General features: G+C 71.0%; 5 protein-coding genes and 1 pseudogene. 2 read left to right on the plus strand and 4 right to left on the minus strand.

All coding sequences use genetic code 11. The annotated features are described in order from the left end of the window. From O3Q52_RS48015 to O3Q52_RS48025, 3 genes and pseudogenes are all read right to left on the minus strand, one after another. Positions 1-319, minus strand: a pseudogene (locus O3Q52_RS48015) (hypothetical protein); the annotation flags it as partial. A 194-nt stretch (positions 320-513) separates the two neighbouring features. Continuing rightward, entirely contained in the window at positions 514-1,146 is a 633-nt protein-coding gene (locus O3Q52_RS48020) for an MBL fold metallo-hydrolase (RefSeq protein ID WP_269654765.1), read from the minus strand. Then, positions 1,143-2,231 (minus strand): S-(hydroxymethyl)mycothiol dehydrogenase, encoded by a 1,089-nt coding sequence (locus O3Q52_RS48025; protein ID WP_269654766.1) that lies wholly within the window; start codon positions 2,229-2,231, stop codon positions 1,143-1,145. Before O3Q52_RS48025 ends, O3Q52_RS48020 begins: the two co-directional genes overlap by 4 nt. Positions 2,232-2,624: 393 nt before the next feature. Between O3Q52_RS48025 and O3Q52_RS48030 the strand changes: the two genes are divergently transcribed. Then, a complete protein-coding gene (locus O3Q52_RS48030) occupies positions 2,625-2,795 on the plus strand; it encodes a hypothetical protein (protein WP_189839336.1) in 171 nt (56 codons plus the stop codon). Between the two features lie 74 nt (positions 2,796-2,869). Next, positions 2,870-3,352: a GNAT family N-acetyltransferase gene (locus O3Q52_RS48035; protein WP_269654767.1), complete on the plus strand. Its 483-nt coding sequence runs from the start codon at positions 2,870-2,872 to the stop codon at positions 3,350-3,352. A 272-nt stretch (positions 3,353-3,624) separates the two neighbouring features. Here the strand turns inward: O3Q52_RS48035 and O3Q52_RS48040 are convergent, their stop codons facing one another. After that, positions 3,625-5,034 carry an amidase gene (locus tag O3Q52_RS48040; protein ID WP_269654768.1) on the minus strand — a complete coding sequence of 470 codons (1,410 nt, stop codon included), beginning with the start codon at positions 5,032-5,034 and terminating at the stop codon, positions 3,625-3,627. Positions 5,035-5,517 lie beyond the last annotated feature (483 nt).

A 5,517-nucleotide genomic window follows, 5' to 3' on the forward strand; every position in this document is an offset into this window, starting at 1 on the left:
TGACCGGGTCGTCCTCCCACCCGTCCCTGTGGAGGCGGACGAGACGGGAGACGCGCTCGCCGAGGAGCGGGCGAACCGTGTCGGCCGCGTGGTCGGCGTGCGCCGCGACATCACCGGGCCGCAACAGCTGCCCGATGACATGCACCAGGCCCGCCACCTGGAGTTCCTTGTCGGCGGGGCGACTTCGACGCAGCAGCGCCGCGGTCTGCAGCGCGTGGTCGTGGAGATCGGCCGGGGCGCCGCCGTGACCGGCGGAGTTCCGGGAACCTCGGCAGGCGTGCAGCAGATCCATCAGCTCTTCGACACTGCGCAGCTCCATGCGCCAGTCCTCCCTGCGGGCGAGAAAGGCCGTTGCCGCGCGTCAGCAGATCATGGCCAGCTTTCGACCGAGCCAACGGGAACTGAACTGCGAGCCGTGGAATGCCCGGGATGCCCCGCCCCGCTCCACCCCGCACCGCCTGCCCCGGGCCGCGGTTCCCGGGGCGGGCAGTGCTGTCTCTCGGCGGCCTCCGCTCAGTGCCCTCGGTCGATCCACTCCTGAAGGTGCGGGGCCTCGGCGCCGACCGTCGTCGAGTCGCCGTGGCCCGTACGGACCACCGTCTCCGGGGGCAGGGCGAGCAGCCGCTTCCGGATCGACTCGACGATCGTCGGGAAGTGGGAGAACGACCGGCCCGTCGCGCCCGGGCCACCCTGGAAAAGGGTGTCCCCGGTGAAGACCGTGCCCAGCTCCGGGGCGTACAGGCAGACGCCGCCCGGCGCGTGTCCCGGTGTGTGCAGGACGGTCAGCTCGACGCCCGCGACGGAGAGCTGCTGCCCGTCGGTGAGCTCGCCGTCCGGCAGGCGGTCCGGGTGGGTCTGCTTCCACAGGGGGAGGTCGTCCGGGTGGAGCAGGATCGGGGCGCCGGTGCGGGCCGCGAGGGCGGGGGCCGCGTCGATGTGGTCGTTGTGGGCGTGGGTGCAGACGATGGCCCTCAGCGTGCGGTCGCCGAGCACCTCGGCGATGGCGTCGGCGTCGTGCGCCGCGTCGATCACCACCGCCTCGGAGTCGTCACCCACGATCCAGACGTTGTTGTCGACGTCCCAGGTGCCGCCGTCCAGGCTGAACGTGCCCGACGTGACGAGATGCTCGATACGGGCGGCCGTCACAGCTCCACCACCGAGCGCAGGACGTCGCCCTGGTGCATGCGGTCGAAGGCCTGCTCCACCGCGTCCAGTTCGATCGTCTCCGTCACGAAGGCCGCCAGGTCGAGGCGCCCCTGCTGGTGGAGGTCGATCAGCATCGGGAAGTCGCGCGACGGAAGGCAGTCGCCGTACCAGGACGACTTGAGGGCGCCGCCGCGGCCGAAGACGTCCAGCAGGGGCAGCTCCAGCTTCATCTCCGGGGTCGGCACACCGACCAGGACCACCGTGCCCGCGAGATCCCGGGCGTAGAACGCCTGCTTGTACGTCTCGGGGCGGCCGACCGCCTCGATGACGACGTCGGCGCCGAAGCCGCCGGTCAGTTCGCGGATCGCCTCGACGGGGTCCGTCTCCTTGGAGTTGACCGTGTGGGTGGCGCCCATCGTGCGGGCCTTCTCCAGCTTCCGGTCGTCGATGTCGACGGCGATGATCCGCGCGGCCCCGGCGAGGTTCGCACCGGCGATCGCCGCGTCCCCGACGCCGCCGCAGCCGATGACGGCCACCGAGTCTCCACGGCCCACGTTGCCGGTGTTGATGGCGGCGCCGATGCCGGCCATCACGCCGCAGCCGAGGGGGCCCGCGACCGCGGGGGACACGGACGGGTCGACCTTGGTGCACTGGCCGGCCGCGACCAGGGTCTTCTCGGCGAAGGCGCCGATGCCCAGGGCGGGGGAGAGCTCCGTGCCGTCCTCCAGGGTCATCTTCTGCTTGGCGTTGTGCGTGTTGAAGCAGTACCAGGGGCGGCCGCGCAGACAGGCGCGGCACTGGCCGCACACCGCACGCCAGTTGAGGACGACGAAGTCGCCGGGGGCCACGTCGGTGACGCCCTCGCCGACCGCCTCCACCACACCGGCCGCCTCGTGGCCGAGAAGGAAGGGGTAGTCGTCGCTGATGCCGCCCTGCTTGTAGTGCAGGTCGGTGTGACAGACCCCGCAGGCCTGCACCTTCACGACGGCCTCGCCGGGACCCGGGTCAGGGATGAGAATCGTCCGGATCTCCGCCGGTTCGTTCTTACCGGGGGCGATGACACCGCGTACCTGCTGGGCGGCCATGTCGGGCTCCTTCGCGTGGACAATGGGGCGTTGATCATGTTGGCACAGGGCCGGTCGAGTGGATCCGAGCCTGTGGACAACCGAGTGAAACACGCCCAACGCGGGCCTGAACGGACCCTGAAAGACTTCAGACGGTTACACCTTGTTTTCAGCCCCATCGAGCGGACGCCCGCTCATTTGGTTACCCTGTACGGGACGGACAGCTTATTTGGGTCCCACCCACACCCACGGTCCGTCCCGGGACAAGCCAGCCACCACGGCCTGCTCTCAATCGAGTTGACAGGCGCCACCGCGTCGGAACGGCCTCTACTCAGACCCGAGCGGGCGTCAGGCGACCGGTAGCAGATTGGTCGTGCACGCCCCGAGGGTGACCCGACACATAAGGAGTGCGCGGTGACACCGGAGAAGACGAATCTCGATCAGGGCCCCAAGGAACGTACGGAGCACGCAGGCCGGGCGGAGAAGCTCGGCAGTCTGGACGTCTGGGCCAGGTCCGCACCCATCCGCCTGGCGGGCTACGAGGACGATCTCGCCGAGCCCCACATCCTGCCCAGCGTGGACTGACCGCCCAGGTCCACGGCAGGAACTGCAGGACCCGCACGATCGCTGATCGGCATGGGCGTGCCAGACTCACGTCCATGCTGATCAGAGAAGCCGCGGCCAGTGACTGGCCGCGGATCTGGCCTTTCTGGCACCGCATCGTCGCCGCCGCCGAGACCTACGCCTGGGACCCGGACACGTCCGAAGAGGACGCCCACGCCCTGTGGATGGCCCCGGGCAAGCGCGTGTACGTCGCCGAGGACGCCACCGGAGCGGTGGTCGGCTCCGCCTACGTCACCCCCAACTACGGCGGCCCCGCCTCCCACATCGCCAACGCCGGCTTCATGGTCGACCCCGCCCACTCGGGCCGGGGCATCGGCCGGGCGCTGGCCAACCACGTCCTCGAAACGGCCAAGGCCGACGGCTACCGGGCGATGGTCTTCAACGCCGTCGTCGAAACCAACCCCGCCGTCAACCTCTGGCTCTCCCTGGGCTTCACCATCGTGGGCACGATCCCGGACGCCTACGCCCACCCGACCAAGGGCAGAGTGGGCTTGCACGTGATGCACCGGGCCCTCTGAGCGGTCAGGGGGCGCGATTTCGGGGCCGCGGGTTTCCCCGACCCGGCGGGTGCGTCTGCCGTCCTTCAAGGCCGCGGGTCCCTCCGACCGATCAGGCCATGGACTGCCGCCGTCTTTTCAGCACCGCGGGCCGCACTTTCTCATGCGGGCCGTGGGCAACGGCCGTCTTTGAGGATCGCGGCCCGCACCTTTCCCATGCCGGGCACGGGCAACCGCCATCTTTTAGGGGCGCGGGGAACTGCGCGACCAGCCACAGCCGACCCGCAGCCGACCTACAACCCTTCCCCTGCACCCCCCAGCGGAGCCGTCCGCGTCCAAGGCCGCAGCTCCTCCAACTGCCCCGCCAACTCCAACAACACAGCCTCACTACCGGGCCGCCCCACCAGCTGGACAGCACACGGCACCCCCGACGCCAGGGTCCCAAAGGGCACAGCCATGGCCGGCCACCCCGTCAGATTCCACGGCGGCGTCAACGGCGAATAGTTCGTGTTGACCAACACATTCCGCAGCCACCCCCGCCGATGCCACTCCGCAGCGGCGGGCCCCCGCCGAGCAAGCGCGGGCGTGAGCAGCACCTCGTGCTCCGCGAAGAACGGCTCGAAGCGCTCCCGCAACTGCTCCCGCCGCACCCCACCCCGTACCGATCCCACAAAACGCCGCCCCAGGGCAGCGTGCACCCGAGTCCGCCGGGCCAGCCGCCGCGGATCGAGCCCCTCCGCGTCCACCGCCGTCCCCGCGGTCCAGTGCGCGAGCGAGGTCGTCCCCAGCCACACGGGATACGGCGGATCCGCCCGCCGGACCCGATGCCCGGCACCCGCCAGCAACTCGCCCGCCGCACGGGCCGCGTCGGCGTAGGGCCGGCTGACGGTAACCCCCATCAGGGGACTCCGCACGGAGACGGCGACCGTCCGGGTGACGGGCTCCCCGGCCCGTACGGCGTCGGTCGCGGCCACCGCCGCAGTCCCCGTCGCGGTCTCCGTCGCGGCCTCCGTCCCGGCCAGGACCGAGAACATCAGCCGCGCGTCCTCGACCGTCGTCGCCAGCGGCCCGTTCTCGGACATCCCGAACCAGTCACCGTGGCCGATGCCTGCCGGGACGACACCGTGACCCGGCTTCAGTCCGACCAGCCCGCAGTTGGCGGCGGGTATGCGCAGCGACCCCATGCCGTCGTTGCCGAGCGCGATGGGCACCATGCCGGCGGCGACCGCGGCCGCGCTGCCGCCGGACGAGCCGCCCGCCGTGCGCGTGGTGTCCCACGGATTGCGGGCCGTGCCGTGCACGCCCTCCGTGGTGCCGAAGACGCAGAGTTCCGGGCAGTTCGTCAGCCCCACCACGACCGCGCCCGCCGCGCGCAGCCGCGCCACGGTGACATGGTCCTCGTCGGCCGGAGTGTCCGGGCTCGCGGCGGTGCCGTTGCGGGTGGACTCGCCGCGTACCGCCAGATTGTCCTTGACCGCCACCGGCACGCCCGCGAGGGGCAGTTCGGCCAGGTCGGCGCGGGCCGCCACCTCGTCCGCCTCGGCGAGCGCCGCCGTCGCGCGCAGCGTGCGGAAGGCGCCCACGCGGGCGTCGAGCAGCTCGATCCGGGCGAGGTGCTCGGCCACCACCTCGCGCGGCGTGACCCGCTTCTCGCGTACGGCGGCGGCGATCTCGGCGGCGGTCCGGCCGGCCCAGCTGGTCACGATGGCTCCTCGGGGGCGTGTGATTACCGGTGAGTACGAGCGAGTTACGAGGAGCACTGTGCCCCGGCGCGGGGTATCCCGTCGAGAGCCACCGCGCTTGGACATTCGCTCCGGTCCTCTTGGACTTTTCGCGCCGAGGTTGTCCTGCCGTTCGCGCGGAGTGGCAGGTCATCCGACCACTGGGTCAACTTGGCTGACTTCAGACCCCATTGACAGGCCCTGAAGCCAGCCCAATCATCACACCTCCGATGATTGGGAGGTGCCCGTGCGTACGGATGCCAGGAGTACGTATCCAAGACGGTCCCGGCTGGTCGGCGTCGTGGCGGCGCTGCTGCTGCTCGCGGCCCCGGTCCCGGCGGCTCAGGCGGCCGGAGGGGTTGAGAAGGCGGGCCCGGATTCACCCGGGCCGCCGCAAGAGCTCACCAAGGAGTGCTAGCAACCCCCGCTGACCTGCGGAGTTCGGCGAAAAGAAGCGATTTTCCG

The sequence above is a fragment of the Streptomyces sp. ActVer genome, from assembly GCF_027270795.1.
In the GTDB taxonomy this organism is placed as follows: domain Bacteria; phylum Actinomycetota; class Actinomycetes; order Streptomycetales; family Streptomycetaceae; genus Streptomyces; species Streptomyces umbrinus_A.

Coding starts and splice junctions, on each gene's coding strand:
- O3Q52_RS48025 (WP_269654766.1), bottom strand. CDS start 2,231: ATGGCCGCCCAGCAGGTACGCGGTGTCATCGCCCCCGGTAAGAACGAA.
- O3Q52_RS48035 (WP_269654767.1), top strand. CDS start 2,870: ATGCTGATCAGAGAAGCCGCGGCCAGTGACTGGCCGCGGATCTGGCCT.